This window comes from Candidatus Phycosocius bacilliformis (assembly GCF_003112735.1).
Taxonomy (GTDB): Bacteria; Pseudomonadota; Alphaproteobacteria; order Caulobacterales; family Aquidulcibacteraceae; genus Aquidulcibacter; species Aquidulcibacter bacilliformis.
Map to the genome: position 1 here is coordinate 68,939 of NZ_BFBR01000005.1, position 15,730 is coordinate 84,668.

Consider the following 15,730-nt stretch of genomic DNA (forward strand, 5'->3'; position numbering starts at 1 on the left):
CAGCCGCCCGGGAGGGCCGCAAGGCGCAAGCACGATGACCTATGATCCAACTGATGACACACGCGACCGGGCCGACAGCCGCGCGCCGCGAAAGGCCAGGCCACAGCGGCACTCAAAAGCACCGCACTTAGGCTCAACCAGTGCCGGTGGTCGCAGCACGCCGCCCGCCGCCCCGACATCGGTCAAATCCCCCATGCCAAAGGCTGAAGGCCAGAGCGAGCGCGCCGGCGAACGCATCGCCAAGGCTCTGGCGCGCGCCGGTCTCTGCTCGCGCCGCGAAGCTGAACGCTGGATTGAAGAAGGCCGCATCAGCGTCAATGGTAAAGTGCTTGAAAGCCCTGCCTTCAACGTAACTGCCCAAGACCGGATTTTGGTCGATGGCAAGCCGGTAGACGGGCCAGAGCCCACACGATTGTGGCGCTATCACAAGCCTGACGGTCTGGTGACGACGCACAAGGACCCCCAAGGCCGGGAGACGGTGTTTGATCATTTGCCCGAAGATTTGCCGCGGGTCATTTCGGTTGGCCGTCTGGATTTAAGTTCAGAAGGCTTGCTTCTTCTGACCAATGACGGGGAATTGGCCCGGGCGCTGGAATTACCCTCCACAGGCTGGTTGCGACGGTATCGGGTGCGCGCTTTTGGTCGCGTCAGTCAGGAAGAATTGGCCAAATTGGCCGATGGCATTACAGTGGACGGCATTAGTTATGGGCCGATGGAGGCCATTCTCGACCGGGCTGAAACCGCCAATGCGTGGATTACTGTGGCGATCCGCGAAGGCAAGAACCGCGAAGTTCGTCGGGTGCTTGAAGCCATTGGCTTGAAGGTCAATCGCCTGATCCGGGTGTCTTATGGGCCGTTTCAATTGGGCAAAATGCCGCCCGGCAGCGTTGAGGAAGTCGCCCCATCTGCTTTAAAGGAAATGTTGGGTCCATTATTGCCAGCTGCACCCGATCGGGTCATGGCAAGGACTGCTCGCCCGCCTAAGCCCGACCTCGCGGCCAAACCGCCGACCAAACCCGACAGGCGCGGTCCCAAACCCCCGCCAAAATCTGCCAAGACACGGGTTAGTCTGTTGGAAGAAGAAGCATTGATCAGGGCGCGCCGTCAGGCAGGGGCTGGCACAGGCAAGCCAGCTGGCGGGCGTGGATCTCAGTCTGACCGACGCCGATCAGGCCCAAACCGAGCCCAGACTTCCACCAAACCGACAAAGCCAGCCAGATAAAGGCCATAAGCCAAGGCCTCGCTCACACTCATGGCAGCGGGATTGCCCGACACCAATGTGCCCATCACCAGAGCACTCATGAAATTATTGGCGACATGGGCACCAATAGCGGCTTCCAGCCCGTTAAGCCGCCAGGCCGAATAGCCAAACAGAATGCCAAACGCGAAAGTCACAACATAGGTCGCCCAGCCCGAATGGCCGAAATGAAGCAAGGAAAAGATTGCTGATGTCACCAAGATGACCATGAAGGTCCATGGAACAAAACGGCGAACATGTTGCGAAAGCCACCCACGAACAAAGACTTCCTCGAACGTGGCCTGCACGCCAAAGCCAATTGCAAATGCGGTGACCATCAAGGCCCATTCCTGCCCGGTTAATCGGGCCAGTCGATCATTGAGTGGAGCCAAGCTGTCGCGATCCACGAGAGCTGAACTCACCATGGCGAAAACCGACATGGTGAGTGCAGCAGCTGCCGCCAATGACCACCGAAACCGCGGTTGGGCGGTAAACAGACCCGCAATGGGGGCTTGCTCAACCCCTTTGCGCCACGCCAGCAGAAGCAGAAATGCAGGACCGAAACCGCCGATTGTCAGAGCCAGTGCGCCCATAACCTCGGTTTTGGTATCCACGGCAGTTGGCCCACCCATCACCATGTTCTTAAGAGGCGGGTAAAGCAGGGCAATCACCGCAATCGTCAATTGCCAGATCACCAAGATCAGAATGCCGCCTCCCAAGGTCTTCCAAAGCTTGGCACGATTGCCAATCATCTGATCCATGAATGCCGGACGCGATGAAAGGGAAGTCTCGGTGTTCACCAGCAATTCTTCACGCATCAATCGGCTCCAGCGTGTCCTCAGGCGATGAGGTGACCCCATCCAGTTTGGCAGACCTGACAACCCGGGCCAATGTCACGCAGGATACGTGCGCGGCTCCGGCCCGCAGCAAAGCGCGCGTGCAGGCTTGCAAGGTTGCCCCCGTCGTCATCACATCATCAACCAAAATGATGGACTGGTCCTTAATTGCGGCTTGGGCGACAAAGGCCCCCTGGACATTGCGTTTGCGGCCAGTCGCTGAGAGACCATTCTGGCTTGGCGTGGCCCGCTTTCTGCTTACTAAATCGGGATTAAAGCGCCTGCCAACCCGCGTGGCAAAAGCGTGGGCTAGCCAAGCAGATTGATTATAGCCCCGCTGCCAAAGGCGCGACCAATGCAAGGGGACAGGCACAATCTGATCGGCTTCTAAAGCAAAAGGGGCAGCTTCTGCCATCCAGTTGGCAAAGGCAGGCAGACCATCCTTGCGACCGCCATGTTTAAGGTCAAGGACCATGGGCCGGGATAAATCGTCATAAACTAGGGCAGCGCGTGCCCGCTCATAGACGGGTGGCGCGACCAGACAGGCCGGGCAAATGATGTCTGGGCTGGTCGCCTCTGGCAATGGAATACCGCAACGCTGGCAGCCCGGACCATGCAGAAATGCCAAGGCTTGCCACAGCTCAGGTTCAAGTGTTCCCAGTCGGTCAACACGGGCGCTTGAAAGCAGCGACCGCGGTGGCCAAATCAGGTCGGCAAGTGTACGTCCCACCCGCGCCAGTCGCGAGCGTTGCGCCGACATGTTTCCACCTGTAGTCATCCTCTCATAAATAGCGCACATCTGATCATGATGGAAAGCCTAGAATCAAATCGGATGTTTGATCGCCGCCTTTTGGCGAAGCGGCGCGGCCGTGCTGCGCGCGGCTTTCATGGCGTGTCCTTCCTCAAACAGCGGGCAGTTGCAGACGTGTGTGAGCGTTTGGACTTTATCAACCGCCGGTTTGAGATTGTGCTCGATATCGGTTCGCACGGTCGCTATCTTGCCGAAACTTTGGCAGAGAATCGTGATTTGGCAGCTAAAATCGGCTTTGTGGCCGCGTGCGACCTCAGCTCTGCCTATTTTGCCGGCAAAAATGAACCTGGCTTTGTGGCTGATGAGGATCATATGCCTTTGGCCAATCAAAGCCTTGATCTGGTGGTCAGCACTTTGGGATTGCACTGGGTCAATGATGTGCCGGGATTTCTGGCCCAAGTCCGCCTTGCATTGCGTCCCGATGGGTTATTTCTGGCAAGTTTTCTCGGCGGACGAACGCTGCAGGAATTGCGCGCCTGTCTGGCGCAAGCTGAAACCGAAGCCCATGGCGAGCCTCAGCCTCGGGTCTCACCCTTTGCCGACGCCCAAGATGGTGCCCAATTGCTTCAGCGCGCAGGCTTTGCTTTGCCGGTTGCTGACAGTGATGTTGTGACGGTGCGCTATGCCAATATGTTCGGCTTGTTGCGCGACCTCAAAGCCATGGGTGAAACCGCGGCCTTTGCTGCCAAGCCAACACGAAAGCTCACGCGCTCACTCATCGCGCGCGCGGCAGACCTGTATCAGTCCCATCATGCCGACCCAGATGGGCGGATCCGGGCCACATTTGAGTTGATCACCCTAACGGGTTGGGCTCCCCATGCCAGTCAGCAAAAGCCTTTGCGGCCTGGCAGCGCGCGTATGCGTCTGGCCGATGCTTTGGGGACCCAAGAGATTTCAACCGGGATCAAGCCGGGTGATGATGTCGCCAGCTAGAGCCGAATTGATTTGGCCCATATGACTTGAGCCGTGCGCACAGCGCCTCTGGGGTAAATCATTCCAAGGCCTGAATTCATCCAGGCCCTTCTCGGGACGGGTCCACCATATTGGGTTTGGTCAATCTGGACTAAGTTCCCGCTGTCTGGTGCCTGTTATCGACCAATGGCGGCGAGAATATTTGACGTCACATTGGCATACATGCCATCGCTGCTGGTGCCGACATGGCGCAAGCCCACAATCATCACAACTGTCATGAAGGCCGCGATCAAGCCATATTCAATGGCTGTGGCACCGCGTTCATTTTTCAATCGCTTCCAATTCATGCGTTCTGGCTCTGAAACAAATGGGATGAAAGAACAGGGATCAAAGGCAAATCCGCTGCCGGCATAGGATAGTCTTGGAGGGCCTCTGGCTGAACCCATGCCAAGGCTTGACCCTCGCGACCACGGGGCTGGCCTTGCCACGTGCGGGTGGTCCACAGGGGCATGAGGAGGTGAAAGTTTTCATAGGTGTGCGACGCAAAGCCCAAAGGCTCAAGGTCAGCGGGCGCAACATCGACACCCAATTCCTCAAAAAGCTCGCGGCAAAGGGCAGATTCTGGGCGCTCGCCAGCTTCAATCTTGCCGCCGGGAAACTCCCACAGCCCTGCAAGACTTTTGCCCTCTGGTCGTTGAGCTAATAACACGGCCCCGTTCCCATCAATCAAAGCTGCTGCGGCCACAAGTACCAGTCGCATACGCCCTACCCTTTCCAATGTTAGGCCATAAGTCTTAAATATTTGCCTTCCAAAGTCATAAAATTGATCCTGTTTAGGAACGATAGTCGCCATTGATCTTGATGTAACCATGGGTCAGGTCACAAGTCCAAACAATGGCCCGCCCGTTTCCCAAACCTACATTGACAAGAATATCAATCTCTTGGCCTTTCATATGGGCATCAACTTGGGCAACATCATAGTCAACCGCACCGCCATGTCGCGCGGTCCATTCCCCGCCAAAACGCACCGCCATATTGTCGACCGCAATGGGCTCTCCCGCCTTGCCAACGGCCATAACAACCCGGCCCCAATTGGCATCTTCCCCGGCGATGGCGGTTTTGACCAAGGGTGAATTGGCAATGGCAAAGGCAATGGCGCGGGCAGACGCGTCACTGTGCGCCCCTTCGACCGTGACTTGGATCAGTTTTTGCGCCCCTTCCCCGTCACGGACCACCTGCAAGGCCAGATCCAACAGGACTTGGCGGAGGGCTTCTGAGAAGGCACCCAGCCGGGGATCATCCTGTGTGGTGATGGGGCTGGCCCCATTTGCCCCGGTGGCAAACACCAAAAGCGTGTCGGAGGTTGAGGTATCGCTGTCAACAGTAATGGCATTGAACGTGGTCTCGACATGGGCAGAGACCAATGATTGCAGGACAGAGGGGGCAATGTCGGCATCGGTGAATACGAAAGCCAACATGGTTGCCATATTGGGGGCGATCATGCCCGAGCCTTTGGCAAGGCCCGCGATCCGCACCTCAACCCCATCAAGGTCTAAACAGGCCCCGGCCCCTTTGGGAAATGTGTCGGTGGTGGAAAAAGCCCGCGCCAATGCTTCCCAATCCGGCGCAGCCAAAGCAGCAATGGCCTGTGGCAAAGTGTCGGCCACACGATTTGGCGCAACAGGCACCCCAATCACACCCGTGGCCGCCAGAAAGACTTCGTGAGGCGCGCACCCCACAAGGGCACACGTCTGTTTTACGGTGGCTGCATTCTTTGCCACGCCGGCTGGACCAGTAAAAGCATTTGAATTACCGGCATTGACCACCAGCGCCCGCGCCCGACCCTTGGGCAGTTGGGCCGCACACCAATCCACATCCGCCGAGCGGGTTGCACTGCGCGTCAACGCTCCGGCCACACTGGCACCGTGCGGGAATATCACCGTCATCAGATCATTGCGCGTCCCGGCATAAAACCCCACGCGGGTGGCAGAGGCCTGCATGCCCGCCACGTTGGGCAGGTCTGGAAAAGCATCGGGGGCGAGCGGGGAGATCGGCAGGTCTTTCATGGCGCTGGCTCTAGACCCAAGTTCAGAGCAAGTCGATGGTTTTTCGCGTTTGACCTTGCCAGAGATTCAGGGCGAGAAGAGCGCATGCGACACGAAAAATCTGCCCGCCTTGTTGAACTCGCCCGCCATTTGGCGGCCAGCTCCTATGGCCTGACCCTCGATGAAATGGCTGAGAAGCTGGATGTCAAACGCCGCACGATTGAGCGCATGCGCGATCAATTGGCGATGATGTATCCCGATCTTGAAGAGATTTCTGACCCGCCTACCAAGCGTTGGCGGCTGCCCAAGGGGCTCGACAGCTTCACGCTGGCCCCGACAAGTGAGGAGATGGCTGCCCTCACCACCGCACAAAAGCAGCTTGAACGGGCCAATCCGCAAGCTGCCCATGCGCTCAGCAGTCTTGAGACCAAATTGCTGTCCGCGCTCAAATCCAATGTTAAGCGCCGCTTGGCCACCGACATTGAGGCGCTGATGCAGGCTGAGGCCATCGCTGTGCAGCCAGGACCGCGCGCCAGTGTGGACAAGGACGTCCTGCAAGTGTTGCGCGATGCGCTTTTGGCTCTCAAACAGGTGCAAGTGCATTATTCGGGCGGTTCAGGTGGCCCGCGCCAGCGCGATCTTGTCCCCTATGGCATTTTGTTTGGCGGAGAAGCCTATTTGATCGCGCGTGAAGCCCATGTCAGCGAGGACGCTCCCCCGCGCATGTGGCGGATCGACCGCATGAGGTCACCCATTATGCTGGATGTGCCCGGCGGCGCGCCGGAGGGCTTTGACTTGCAAGCCTATTCAGAGCGCTCATTCGGCGTTTATCAGGAAGACACGGTGGACGTGTGTTTGCGCGTATTTCCAGATTTTGCCGAAGAAGCCAGCCGCTGGGTCTTCCATCCACGCCAGAGCCTTGAACCCCAAGAAGATGGGGCGCTGCTGGTACGGCTGCATGGCGGGGGTCTGAATGAACTGGCCTGGAGCCTGTTTCGCTGGGGTGGGAAGCTTGAAATCCTTGCCCCACCAGCCCTGAAGCGGGCGATGGCCAATGCGCTTGATCTGGCCAACACCATGCTGAAAGCCGGATAGTGCGGCCTGTCGCCTCACTGTTTGTTGCGTTTCCACGCCTGCCCAAAAGCCGCTAAAGAGCGGCCATGACATCGCCCAAAGCCAAACGCCCGCCAGCTCCATCGCCTGCACCCATCTGGGGTGTTGGGCTGATCCTGCTTATTCTGGGCCTTGATCAGATCAGCAAATATTGGGTCTTGAACCATTTAGACCTGCTGATCCTTGGCCATATTGAGATATCACCCATCTTCGACCTCACCATGGTCTGGAATTATGGCGTCAGCTTCGGGGCCTTGAAAGCCCATGCCGATTGGCAGCGTTGGGCACTGGTGGCCCTATCTGCCGGGATTGCCAGTATTTTTGCCATCTGGTTGTTCAAAGCCCAGAGGCGGCAGACATTTCTGGCCTTGAGCCTCGTGATTGGTGGGGCCATTGGCAATATGATTGACCGCGTCCGCTTTGGTGCAGTGGCTGATTTCCTGAATTTTTCAGGGCTCTATTTCCCTTGGGTCTTCAATGTAGCCGATGCAGCCATCACGGTCGGGGCGATCCTACTGGCGTTGGATATGCTGATGAACCCCGACGATCCGCCACAATCGAAACAAGATTCACCGTCAGATAAATCTTCTGAGACGTCTGCGGCCTGACGACTGGACCTTGAGGCGGGCTTGCGTCTAAAAGAGGGTGAAGGTTTGTCTCGGCTTGGGCCTTGGTGCGTGACCCGCCTGCCCGCCGGAATTGAATGACAGGGAGCGAAAGCTGTGAAGAAATCCCATTTTGGCCTTCTGGCCGTGACTGGTCTGGCATTTGTGACCCTGGGTGGATGCACCAGCGTTCGGCAGGCCTTGGGCAGCGAAAAGACCGCCCCTGACGAGTTCCGTGTTGTGTCGAAGGCTCCGCTGGTTGTGCCGCCTGAATTCAACCTGCGCCCACCCCGTCCCGGCGAAGCCCGCCCGATGGAATTGCGCGCCGATCTGCAAGCCCGCAATGCCGTGTTCGGCGTGCAATTGGGGGCAACCGCATCTGATGGTGAGCGTCTTTTGGTGGAAAAGGCCGGTGGCACCAATGCTGACCCACGTATCCGCGCCGTGATTGATGAAGAGACGGGCGGTGTGGCTCGCAAGCCTACCAATCTGGCAGACCGTATCATGGGCCTTGCCGCTCCGGCTCCAACCCAGCCCGCCGACCCGCTGATGGCCGAAGCTGAAGCAGAGCGTCTGCGGCTTGAAAAAGCCGCTATTCGCAACGCAACGGGCGGTCAGCCTGTCAGCATCCAGCAAAATAAGCCGCGCGGGTTCAAACTGCCAGGCATGTAAGGCCTGCGCCTTCAACTGGTCGACTCACCGCTTTTGTCCCAAGGTGGCCCGATGCTGATCGCCCGCCTTCCCCCTGATGCCATCAACCAAATCGCCGCTGGTGAGGTGATTGAGCGGCCGGCTGCGGCGGTGAAGGAATTGGTAGAAAACGCGCTCGATGCGGGGGCGACCACCATTCGCATCTTGGCCGAAGATGGCGGCATCAGCCGCCTGTTGGTGGAAGATGATGGCTGTGGCATGGCACCGGACCAATTGGCACTGGCCATCGAGCGTCACGCAACCTCCAAACTGGCGCCTGATTCTGACGGCCATCTCGACCTCTTGGCTATTTCCACCATGGGTTTTCGCGGCGAGGCATTGCCGTCAATCGGGGCCATTGCGAAACTGTCGATCACCTCGCGCGCGGCAGGGGCAGATCAGGCTTGGAGCCTGAAGGTTGAAGGTGGGGTACAAAGCGACCCTGTGCCCGCGCCCTGGCCCAATGCGCGGTCTGGCACGCGGGTGGATGTGCGCGACCTGTTTTATGCCACCCCTGCCCGGCTTAATTTCATGAAGTCAGCACGCGCCGAAAGCCTTGCCATATCCGATATGGTCAAGCGGCTGGCTTTGGCCCGTCCGGATGTGGCTTTCACCCTCGACATGGACGGACGCACGGCGTTGAAAGTGGTCGCCGAGGGCAAAGATGCCGCCGCCCAGCGCGCAGCACGCGTGGCGGCGATTTTGGGCAAGGATGCCGCTGCAGATGCCTTGGTTATTGAGGCTGAACGTGGTGAGATCCGTTTGACGGGTCTGGCGGGTCTGCCGACTGCGGCACGCGGCGATGCCCGCCACCAGCATTTGTTCGTCAATGGGCGCCCCGTCAAAGACCCCTTGCTGAAGGGTGCCGCGCGCGCGGCCTATCAGGATGTGCTGGCCCGTGACCGCCATCCTGTCTTGGCCCTTTTCCTTGAGATGGACCCCCGATTGGTGGATGTGAACGTCCATCCGGCCAAGACCGAAGTGCGTTTCCGCGACCCGGCCTTGGTGCGCGGGCTGGTGATTGGGGCTTTACGCCATGCTCTGGGTGCCAGCGGGGTTCGCAGTCCCCAAGCACTGGGTCAGGCAACTTTGGGTGCGTTGGGTGCGTCAACGGGTTCAACCCTGCCCTGGCGCGGGCAAAGCCACGCCTCTGCCCCCATGATGGTCCGGCCGCAGATGGGCTGGATTGACGCACAAGCCGAGGCCACCTCCCTCCTGTCGGGCTTATCAGAACCCCAGGCCCGCACGCTTTGGCCCGAGACGGGGGTTACTCAACCATCGTCTGATGCCCTGCAGCCGGCGGCACAAGCCCCGGAAGATTATCCGCTTGGGGCTGCAAAGGCCCAATTGCACGCGACCTATGTGATTGCCGAGACTGCCGACGGCCTTGTGATCGTCGACCAACATGCAGCCCATGAGCGCCTGACCTTAGAAAGAATGAAGGCCGCGATGGCGGGTCATGGTGTTGCCCGCCAGCCCAGTCTGATCCCCGACATCGTCGAACTTGACGAGGCTGACTGTGAGCGCCTGCTGGCCCGGTCTGAGGAATTTGCCAGTTTTGGGCTTGGGATTGAGGGCTTTGGCCGTGGTGCGATTGCCGTCACCGAGACCCCAGCCCTTTTGGGCAAGGTCAATGCACGCAAACTCCTGCAGGATTTGGCCGATGATCTGGCAGCCTTTGACGAGGGCCTGTCGTTGAAAGAGCGCATTGATGAAGTGCTGGCAACCATGGCTTGTCATGGCTCTGTGCGGGCTGGACGGCATTTGACCGGGGAAGAAATGAATTTTCTCCTGCGCGAAATGGAACGCACCCCACGTTCGGGCCAATGCAATCACGGACGGCCAACTTTTGTGAAATTATCTTTGAACGATATTGAGCGGCTATTTGGCCGCAAGTAGGATCGGAGGCAGCCCTTGCCTCTGGCTATTGGCTGAGACGATGCGCAAACAAATCGCATTAAACATCTCATTATAAAGCAGAATAATTCTTCTCACATAGGCAAGGTCTATCTGTGAGTGCCAATGCCCTGAATAATTCTCGCCCAACGGTGCGAACACACATCTGCCGAGCCCGCTTTCCGGGCGGGCCAACCTGTCATATGAGACGCTCATGGCGCATTTTTCCATGCAGTTCGGGCGCACCGAACACGGCAAAATCTATAAAGAGCGACCCAGCGTCTATGGCCTGTGTGCGCGCAATGATGAGAAGATCGCCCTGGTCAAGGTCGGCGATGCGACTCGCTTTCACTATGATCTGCCAGGCGGTGGGGTCGAAAGCGGAGAAAGTGATGCCGAGGCCGTGGTGCGGGAGTTTGATGAGGAAACGGGCCTGACAGTATGGCCGGTTCGCCAATTGAACCGGGCGGGCCAATTCTGGATCAATGACGGGGTGCCAACCAATTCGCTCTCGGTCTTTTTCGAAGTGGAACTGACCGCCACAGAAGGCAGCCCAATCGAACCCGACCATGAATTGGTGTGGGTACCGGTGGAAGAGGCGCTCAAAAAAGTGCGCCATGATGCCCACAGCTGGGCGATCCTGTCTTGGCTGCGAGAGCGGACCATCAATTTGCGGGGACGGCGCTGAGATGGGCTTAGGCTTTTATGACCGCTTCATCCTGCCCCGTTTAATTGGCTGCGCCTGCGGGGCAAAGCCCATCGCCAAGCAACGGGCCAAGATCGTCCCACAAGCGCGCGGTGTTGTGATCGATATGGGGTTTGGCTCTGGCAGCAATCTGGCATTTCTTGATGCAAGCCGGGTTAGCAAAGTCATTGCGGTGGAGCCTTCCAAAGCCATGCTTGACTGGCAGCGTGATCAGCGCCGCAGCGATATTATTGTTGAGGAAGTGGTGGCCGGGGCTGAGGCAACAGGTTTGCCCGATGCCTGCGCAGATACCATCCTGTTTACCTATGCGCTGTGCACCATCCCCGATGCGCCTGCGGCCTTGGCCGAAGCCCACCGCCTTCTCAAGCCGGACGGGCAAATCCTATTTTGCGAACATGGCCGCGCCCCAGACATCAAGACCGCCCGCACGCAGACCTTCATCGAGCCTGTCTGGAAAGCCATTGCCGGTGGGTGCCATTTGACGCGCAATACCCAAGGCATGTTGGAGGCTGGCGGCTTTGTCTGCGAGGAGGTGCAAACAATGTATCTGCCGGGCACACCGCGCTTTGCAGGCTATAATGTTTGGGGGCGCGCACACGCATGATGCCGCAATTGCCCCCAAGCCGCGCGCCTTTCACCAAGCGCCACTTATTACAGATCGGCGATTTGAACCGGCTTGAAGCGCTGGAACTGATCGAGCGGGCGGAAGTCTTTCTGCCCTTTACCCAAGCACGCGAGAAAAAGCTGCCGACATTAAAGGGCCGCACGCTGGTCAATTTGTTCTTTGAGAACTCCACCCGCACCCAAGCCAGTTTCGAATTGGCCGGCAAGCGCATGAGTGCTGACACCGTCAATATGGCGGTCAAATCATCGTCGGTGGCCAAGGGCGAGACTTTGCTGGACACGGCCGCCACACTGAATGCCATGGGGCCAGACATTTTGGTGCTGCGTCATGGTGCATCGGGCGCAGCTCAGCTTTTGGCGCGCAAAGTGGGCTGTTCGGTCATCAATGCAGGGGATGGCACACATGAGCATCCGACCCAGGCACTGCTCGATGCGCTGACGCTTAAACGGTCGTTCGGCCATGTCGAGGGGCTAACGGTCGCCATTTGTGGCGATGTGCTGCACTCACGGGTGGCGCGCTCCAATGTCATTTTGCTGTCGATGCTGGGGGCCCGTGTCCGCCTCATTGCCCCACCCACGCTGATGCCGGCCGATGTCGACCGTTGGGGCTGTGAGATCTACCACTCGATGGTTGAGGGCCTAGATGGCGTGGATGTTGTCATGATGCTGCGCCTGCAATTAGAGCGCATGAATGGCGGCTATGTGCCCTCGGCACGGGAATATTTCCGCTTCTATGGCCTTGATGCCCGTAAACTCAGCTATGCGGCCCCACATGTGAAAGTCATGCATCCAGGTCCGATGAACCGCGGGGTGGAGATTGATTCTGACATTGCCGATGATCCGCGCGTCTCGCTCATTGTCGATCAGGTTGAATCCGGGGTGGCTGTGCGCATGGCGGTTCTAGAAGCCTTGGCCAGCCATGGTGCCAATGATGAGGTGCTCGATGTCTGAGGGCCTCATTCATTTCATCAATGCCCGCTTGGTTGACCCGGCCAGCAATTATGATGGGCCGGGTGAGGTATTGGTGGCCGGGGATCTGATACGGGCCGTCGGCCCCAGCCTGCCACGTCATCCTGAGGCCCGCATCATCAATTGTGATGGCCATGCGCTGATGCCGGGGCTGATCGACTTGCATGTGTCGACCGGCGAACCCGGGGAAGAACAGCGTGAAACCTTGGCGACAGCTGGCAAAGCAGCAGTCGCTGGGGGGGTAACCACCATGGTGCTTCAGCCCGACACCCACCATGTGATTGACGATGCTGCCTTGATTGACTTCATCACCCGGCGTGGGCGCGACCAGTCGCCCGCGCGGGTTTTGGCCGCAGGGGCATTGACTGTCGGGCTTAAGGGCGAACGCATCGCCGAATTGGGCCTGATGGCAGAGGCCGGGGCCGTCATGTTCACCAATGCCGACAAGCCCATCATCAGCACCCGCACCATGCAGCGCTGCCTGTCTTATGCCACTGCTTTTGACGGCCTGATCGCCTCACGCCCGCAAGATCCCTTCTTGAGCGAAGGTGGCATGATGAACATGGGTGAACTGGCGTCGCGCCTTGGTCTGTCAGGGATTGCCGTGGCCGCTGAAACCATCGCCGCCAATCGCGATATTCAATTGGCTGAGCTGACCGGTGCGAAACTGCTGATCGACATGATTTCAGCAGAAGCCACGCTTCACCGCATTCAGGCCGCCAAAGCGCAGGGACTGGATGTCAGCGCCTCCGTCAGCGTGCATCATCTGACCTTGAATGAGAATGATTTGGGCGATTATCGCACCTTTGCCAAACTCTCCCCGCCCCTGCGGACCGAGCAGGACCGCCTGGCCTTGGTCGATGGTGTCCGCTCTGGCCTGATTGATGTGATCGTCTCAGGTCATGATCCGCGCCCGGCAGAAGAAAAGCGCCTCCCCTTTGATGAGGCCGCCTTTGGGGCCAGTGCCTTGGAGACAGTGCTGCCAGCCGCACTTCTGCTCTACCACGAAGGTCTGATTGAACTCTTGGATCTGATACGCGCGCTCACCATCGGGCCAGCCCAGCTGCTCGGTTTGCCGCAAGGCCGCATCGAGGCCGGTGCACCGGCTGATCTCATAGTGGTGGATCTGGGTTTCCCCATCCGCTTTGACGCCAGCCGCATGGTGTCGAAATCACGCAATTCCCCCTATGATGGCCGCACAATGCAGGGTAAGGTTTTGAGCACTTGGGTTGGGGGCAAGCCGGTTTTCACAGCGGCCGAATAAGGGTCTTGTGGGCACCATGCCACAGCTGAAGCTGGGGGGATGATGGATTATCTGATTGCAGTTCTGGGCGGTTATCTCTTGGGCTCGATCCCGTTCGGTCTCGTGCTGACGCGGATGGCTGGCTTAGGTGATATTCGCCAAGTCGGGTCGGGCAATATCGGGGCCACCAATGTTCTGCGCACCGGGCGCAAGGATGTGGCCTTGGCCACATTGGTGCTGGATGCAGCCAAAGCTGCCGCTGCTTTGGTGCTGGCCCGCCATTTCTTCTCCGCCGATGCGGGCATGCTGGCTGGGGCTGCGGCTTTATTGGGTCATTGTTTCCCCATTTGGCTTAAATTCAAGGGTGGCAAAGGGGTGGCAACCTTCTTTGGTACCTTGCTGGTCGGCTCTTGGCCGGTTGGCGTTCTGGCTGGGGCCTTGTGGTTGGCCACAGCCTTTACCTTCCGCTATTCGTCATTGGGTGCGTTGGTGGCGTCTGCAGCCGCGCCACTGCTTGCAGTGGTCTTCCAGGCCAGCCCCATCGGGATTGGCGCCACGCTTTTCATGTCAGTACTGGTTTGGATCAGACACCGGGAAAATCTCTCCCGCCTGATCAAGGGTGAAGAGCCTAAAATCGGCAAGAAATAGACATGCACACCCATCAGGTGTTGAGTGACCGCGACCGCCGCGACTGGGTCCGGTTGGCCCGCAGCGACGGCATTGGTCCGGTTACTTTTTTCGGCCTTCTGGCCCGATATGGTCACGTTAGCCATGTGTTGGCGGCCTTGCCGGACCTGTCGCGGCAAGCCCGCGGCAAGCCAATCCAGCTCATCTCTACCGCCCAAGCCGAGGATGAGATTGCCGCCACGCACAAGCTCGGCGGCATGATCTTGGCAGCTTGCGAGCCGGATTTCCCGCGCGGCTTAGCCGCCCTTACCCCACCTCCACCCGTAATCAGCATTGTGGGACAGGCAGGGCTCCTCGCCCGACCCATGGTCGGCATGGTTGGGGCACGCAATGCCTCGGCAGCGGGCTTGCGCTTAGCGCGGGAGTTTTCAGCCGGTTTAGGACAAGCAGGCTATGTCATCGCCTCAGGTCTGGCACGCGGGATTGACGGCGCCGCCCATGCCGCCAGCCTGACCACCGGGACCGTGGCTGTCTTGGCAGGCGGGCTTGATCATATTTATCCTCCAGAACATGAAAGCCTCTATCATCAGATTGCCGATCGCGGCGTGCTGGTGTCGGAAAGCCCGCTCTATGCCACGGTTCATGCGCGCGATTTTCCCCGCCGCAACCGTATCATCTCAGGGCTCAGCCAAGGAATTGTGGTGGTGGAGGCTGAGGCCCGGTCCGGTTCGCTCATCACGGCCCGGCTGGCGGCAGAACAGGGACGCGATGTCATGGCGGTGCCAGGCTCTCCGCTGGATCCGCGCGCGGCAGGTCCCAACGGGCTGATCAGGGATGGCGCACAACTTGTCACCAGCGTGTCAGATATTCTGGCGTGTCTGCAAAGCGGACGTGGGCTGACCGAAAGCAAGCCGGTCTCTTATGGTCATGAGGACCAGGGCATTGTGTTGCAGGATACTGATATCGACAAAGTGAGCCGACTTTTGTCTGCCGTCCCGGTGAGCTTGAATGATCTGGCCACGGATGCCGGCCTGCCGTGGCGAACTTTGGCAGCCATCATCGTCGAATTGGAACTTGCCGGCCGGGCAACTACCCAACCCGGCGGGTTGGTTTCAGGCCCAGTTTGACCATGCGCTCATGGTCTTTTGCCCGTCGCGCCTCTTGCGCGGCAGCCCGCAGGCAGGCGGCCACACCCTCCATGCCATTATCCTCGCTCAGCTGTTCGAGTTCCAGGGCCAGATTGCGGATGAAATCGGCGACCTCGGGGAGGTTGTTGACAGCGGTGGGCGCGACATGATCATGTCCTGCAGGCATGTTTCACCTTTAGCGAGCGTTACCTGTTGTTTGATATTTTTAGTTGTAACACGCAAGCGCCACACGTCAAGATGCATTACATCTGGATTTGCGGAAACCCAT

18 protein-coding genes are annotated in these 15,730 nt (G+C 58.8%); 12 read left to right on the forward strand and 6 right to left on the reverse strand.

The window, feature by feature from the left end; translation table 11 throughout:
• The first annotated feature begins 34 nt into the window (after nucleotides 1–34).
• Complete coding sequence (locus PbB2_RS08910) at nucleotides 35–1,222, forward strand: pseudouridine synthase (protein WP_108984979.1); 1,188 nt, start codon at nucleotides 35–37, stop codon at nucleotides 1,220–1,222.
• On the opposite strand, the gene PbB2_RS08915 is transcribed toward PbB2_RS08910, so the two are convergent.
• Nucleotides 1,150–2,055 carry a CPBP family intramembrane glutamic endopeptidase gene (locus tag PbB2_RS08915; protein ID WP_192576258.1) on the reverse strand — a complete coding sequence of 302 codons (906 nt, stop codon included), beginning with the start codon at nucleotides 2,053–2,055 and terminating at the stop codon, nucleotides 1,150–1,152. The genes PbB2_RS08910 and PbB2_RS08915 overlap by 73 nt on opposite strands.
• Complete coding sequence (locus tag PbB2_RS08920) at nucleotides 2,048–2,833, reverse strand: ComF family protein (RefSeq protein ID WP_238164936.1); 786 nt, start codon at nucleotides 2,831–2,833, stop codon at nucleotides 2,048–2,050. The genes PbB2_RS08915 and PbB2_RS08920 overlap by 8 nt, the downstream gene beginning before the upstream one ends.
• Before the next feature lie 72 nt (nucleotides 2,834–2,905).
• Between PbB2_RS08920 and PbB2_RS08925 the strand changes: the two genes are divergently transcribed.
• Nucleotides 2,906–3,817, forward strand: coding sequence for a methyltransferase domain-containing protein (locus tag PbB2_RS08925; protein WP_238164937.1), 912 nt, complete (start codon nucleotides 2,906–2,908; stop codon nucleotides 3,815–3,817).
• Nucleotides 3,818–3,972: 155 nt separating this feature from the next.
• On the opposite strand, the gene PbB2_RS08930 is transcribed toward PbB2_RS08925, so the two are convergent.
• The 3 genes from PbB2_RS08930 to argJ form a co-directional block, all read right to left on the reverse strand.
• Nucleotides 3,973–4,143 carry a Flp family type IVb pilin gene (locus PbB2_RS08930; protein ID WP_108984982.1) on the reverse strand — a complete coding sequence of 57 codons (171 nt, stop codon included), beginning with the start codon at nucleotides 4,141–4,143 and terminating at the stop codon, nucleotides 3,973–3,975.
• Nucleotides 4,140–4,556 (reverse strand): (deoxy)nucleoside triphosphate pyrophosphohydrolase, encoded by a 417-nt coding sequence (locus PbB2_RS08935; RefSeq protein WP_108984983.1) that lies wholly within the window; start codon nucleotides 4,554–4,556, stop codon nucleotides 4,140–4,142. The genes PbB2_RS08930 and PbB2_RS08935 overlap by 4 nt, the downstream gene beginning before the upstream one ends.
• 73 nt (nucleotides 4,557–4,629) lie before the next feature.
• Nucleotides 4,630–5,862, reverse strand: a complete 1,233-nt coding sequence (argJ, locus tag PbB2_RS08940) for a bifunctional glutamate N-acetyltransferase/amino-acid acetyltransferase ArgJ (RefSeq protein WP_192576259.1) — start codon at nucleotides 5,860–5,862, stop codon at nucleotides 4,630–4,632.
• An 84-nt stretch (nucleotides 5,863–5,946) separates the two neighbouring features.
• Between argJ and PbB2_RS08945 the strand changes: the two genes are divergently transcribed.
• From PbB2_RS08945 to dprA, 10 genes are all read left to right on the forward strand, one after another.
• Complete coding sequence (locus PbB2_RS08945; protein ID WP_108984984.1) at nucleotides 5,947–6,936, forward strand: helix-turn-helix transcriptional regulator; 990 nt, start codon at nucleotides 5,947–5,949, stop codon at nucleotides 6,934–6,936.
• Nucleotides 6,937–7,001: 65 nt separating this feature from the next.
• Entirely contained in the window at nucleotides 7,002–7,562 is a 561-nt protein-coding gene (gene lspA / locus PbB2_RS08950) for a signal peptidase II (RefSeq protein WP_108984985.1), read from the forward strand.
• A 114-nt stretch (nucleotides 7,563–7,676) separates the two neighbouring features.
• Nucleotides 7,677–8,231: a DUF3035 domain-containing protein gene (locus tag PbB2_RS08955; RefSeq protein ID WP_108984986.1), complete on the forward strand. Its 555-nt coding sequence runs from the start codon at nucleotides 7,677–7,679 to the stop codon at nucleotides 8,229–8,231.
• A gap of 51 nt (nucleotides 8,232–8,282) precedes the next feature.
• Nucleotides 8,283–10,148 (forward strand): DNA mismatch repair endonuclease MutL, encoded by a 1,866-nt coding sequence (gene mutL, locus PbB2_RS08960; RefSeq protein WP_108984987.1) that lies wholly within the window; start codon nucleotides 8,283–8,285, stop codon nucleotides 10,146–10,148.
• A 211-nt stretch (nucleotides 10,149–10,359) separates the two neighbouring features.
• On the forward strand, nucleotides 10,360–10,833 hold the full coding sequence (locus PbB2_RS08965; RefSeq protein ID WP_108984988.1) for an NUDIX domain-containing protein: 474 nt from the start codon (nucleotides 10,360–10,362) through the stop codon (nucleotides 10,831–10,833).
• A 1-nt stretch (nucleotide 10,834) separates the two neighbouring features.
• Nucleotides 10,835–11,455 carry a class I SAM-dependent methyltransferase gene (locus PbB2_RS08970; protein ID WP_108984989.1) on the forward strand — a complete coding sequence of 207 codons (621 nt, stop codon included), beginning with the start codon at nucleotides 10,835–10,837 and terminating at the stop codon, nucleotides 11,453–11,455.
• Entirely contained in the window at nucleotides 11,452–12,426 is a 975-nt protein-coding gene (locus PbB2_RS08975; protein ID WP_108984990.1) for an aspartate carbamoyltransferase catalytic subunit, read from the forward strand. The genes PbB2_RS08970 and PbB2_RS08975 overlap by 4 nt, the downstream gene beginning before the upstream one ends.
• Nucleotides 12,419–13,708: a dihydroorotase gene (gene pyrC / locus PbB2_RS08980; RefSeq protein WP_238164938.1), complete on the forward strand. Its 1,290-nt coding sequence runs from the start codon at nucleotides 12,419–12,421 to the stop codon at nucleotides 13,706–13,708. Before PbB2_RS08975 ends, pyrC begins: the two co-directional genes overlap by 8 nt.
• 42 nt (nucleotides 13,709–13,750) lie before the next feature.
• Entirely contained in the window at nucleotides 13,751–14,335 is a 585-nt protein-coding gene (plsY, locus tag PbB2_RS08985) for a glycerol-3-phosphate 1-O-acyltransferase PlsY (RefSeq protein WP_238164939.1), read from the forward strand.
• 2 nt (nucleotides 14,336–14,337) lie between these two features.
• The gene (dprA, locus tag PbB2_RS08990; RefSeq protein ID WP_108984993.1) at nucleotides 14,338–15,441 is read left to right on the forward strand and encodes a DNA-processing protein DprA; all 1,104 of its coding nucleotides are present in this window, start codon (nucleotides 14,338–14,340) and stop codon (nucleotides 15,439–15,441) included.
• Here dprA and PbB2_RS08995 read toward each other — a convergent pair.
• Nucleotides 15,404–15,628 (reverse strand): hypothetical protein, encoded by a 225-nt coding sequence (locus PbB2_RS08995; protein WP_108984994.1) that lies wholly within the window; start codon nucleotides 15,626–15,628, stop codon nucleotides 15,404–15,406. The two genes, dprA and PbB2_RS08995, sit on opposite strands and share 38 nt — an antisense overlap.
• Nucleotides 15,629–15,730: the final 102 nt, after the last annotated feature.

What these genes read in the sequence shown, in the direction of transcription:
- PbB2_RS08995 (WP_108984994.1), bottom strand. Translation starts at nt 15,628, where the DNA reads ATGCCTGCAGGACATGATCATGTCGCGCCCACCGCTGTCAACAACCTC.
- plsY (WP_238164939.1), top strand. Translation starts at nt 13,751, where the DNA reads ATGGATTATCTGATTGCAGTTCTGGGCGGTTATCTCTTGGGCTCGATC.
- PbB2_RS08925 (WP_238164937.1), top strand. Translation starts at nt 2,906, where the DNA reads ATGTTTGATCGCCGCCTTTTGGCGAAGCGGCGCGGCCGTGCTGCGCGC.
- PbB2_RS08915 (WP_192576258.1), bottom strand. Translation starts at nt 2,055, where the DNA reads ATGCGTGAAGAATTGCTGGTGAACACCGAGACTTCCCTTTCATCGCGT.
- PbB2_RS08935 (WP_108984983.1), bottom strand. Translation starts at nt 4,556, where the DNA reads ATGCGACTGGTACTTGTGGCCGCAGCAGCTTTGATTGATGGGAACGGG.
- PbB2_RS08970 (WP_108984989.1), top strand. Translation starts at nt 10,835, where the DNA reads ATGGGCTTAGGCTTTTATGACCGCTTCATCCTGCCCCGTTTAATTGGC.
- lspA (WP_108984985.1), top strand. Translation starts at nt 7,002, where the DNA reads ATGACATCGCCCAAAGCCAAACGCCCGCCAGCTCCATCGCCTGCACCC.
- argJ (WP_192576259.1), bottom strand. Translation starts at nt 5,862, where the DNA reads ATGAAAGACCTGCCGATCTCCCCGCTCGCCCCCGATGCTTTTCCAGAC.
- PbB2_RS08910 (WP_108984979.1), top strand. Translation starts at nt 35, where the DNA reads ATGACCTATGATCCAACTGATGACACACGCGACCGGGCCGACAGCCGC.
- PbB2_RS08945 (WP_108984984.1), top strand. Translation starts at nt 5,947, where the DNA reads ATGCGACACGAAAAATCTGCCCGCCTTGTTGAACTCGCCCGCCATTTG.
- PbB2_RS08965 (WP_108984988.1), top strand. Translation starts at nt 10,360, where the DNA reads ATGGCGCATTTTTCCATGCAGTTCGGGCGCACCGAACACGGCAAAATC.
- mutL (WP_108984987.1), top strand. Translation starts at nt 8,283, where the DNA reads ATGCTGATCGCCCGCCTTCCCCCTGATGCCATCAACCAAATCGCCGCT.
- pyrC (WP_238164938.1), top strand. Translation starts at nt 12,419, where the DNA reads ATGTCTGAGGGCCTCATTCATTTCATCAATGCCCGCTTGGTTGACCCG.
- dprA (WP_108984993.1), top strand. Translation starts at nt 14,338, where the DNA reads ATGCACACCCATCAGGTGTTGAGTGACCGCGACCGCCGCGACTGGGTC.
- PbB2_RS08920 (WP_238164936.1), bottom strand. Translation starts at nt 2,833, where the DNA reads ATGTCGGCGCAACGCTCGCGACTGGCGCGGGTGGGACGTACACTTGCC.
- PbB2_RS08975 (WP_108984990.1), top strand. Translation starts at nt 11,452, where the DNA reads ATGATGCCGCAATTGCCCCCAAGCCGCGCGCCTTTCACCAAGCGCCAC.
- PbB2_RS08930 (WP_108984982.1), bottom strand. Translation starts at nt 4,143, where the DNA reads ATGAATTGGAAGCGATTGAAAAATGAACGCGGTGCCACAGCCATTGAA.